This window comes from Streptomyces wedmorensis, assembly GCF_000716445.1.
Classification (GTDB): Bacteria; Actinomycetota; Actinomycetes; order Streptomycetales; family Streptomycetaceae; genus Streptomyces; species Streptomyces wedmorensis.
In genome coordinates this window covers 1-776 of the sequence record NZ_JNWK01000171.1, presented here as the reverse complement: position 1 = coordinate 776, position 776 = coordinate 1, and the positions used below count along the sequence as shown (strand labels likewise).

Below are 776 nucleotides of genomic sequence, written 5' to 3'. Positions count from 1 at the left end.
AAGGAGGCCTTCGTGGGCTGGGGTTTCGTCGGCCCGTTCGTCGCGGTCTTCGCTCTCGTCTTCCTGGCGCCGATCGGATACGCCGTATACCTGAGCCTGTTCCAGGACCGGCTCATCGGCGGGACCTCCTTCGTCGGCCTCGACAACTACGGCGAGGCGCTGACCGACCCCCGCTTCTGGGACGGTCTGACACGGGTCGGCATGTTCCTCCTGGTGCAGGTGCCCGTCATGCTGGGCATCGCGCCAGCCTGATCTGGGGCTTCATGTACGGCACCCAGTTCGGTCTGGTCGGCAACGTCAACGACGCCTTCGGGGTCACGCTGCCCGACCCGCTCTCCCCCTCGCTGGCCCTGGCCTCCATCGGCAACATCGTGACCTGGGAGTTCGTCGGCTACAACATGCTGATCTTCTACTCGGCCCTCAAGGTCGTGCCCCGCTCGCTGTACGAGGCGGCGGCCATCGACGGCGCCGGTGAGTGGCGCGTCGTGTGGTCCATCAAGCTCCCCGCGATCCGCAGCGCCGTGGTCATCGCCACGATCTTCTCGATCATCGGCAGCTTCCAGCTGTTCAACGAGCCCAGCATCCTGCAGAAACTCGCCCCCAACGCGATCACCAGCGACTTCACCCCCAACCTCTACACCTACTCGCTGTCCTTCGCGGGCCAGCAGCACAACTACGCGGCGACCGTGGCGATCGTGATGGGCGTGATCACCGCGATCATCGCCTACACCGTCCAGCTGCGCGGCATGCGGAAGGGCTGACCCGATGACCACCTC

Annotated in this window: 1 pseudogene; it reads left to right on the top strand. The window is 65.6% G+C overall.

The features are described from left to right. Positions 1-12: 12 nt before the first annotated feature. Positions 13-761, top strand: a pseudogene (locus tag OO54_RS42180) (carbohydrate ABC transporter permease). Positions 762-776 lie beyond the last annotated feature (15 nt).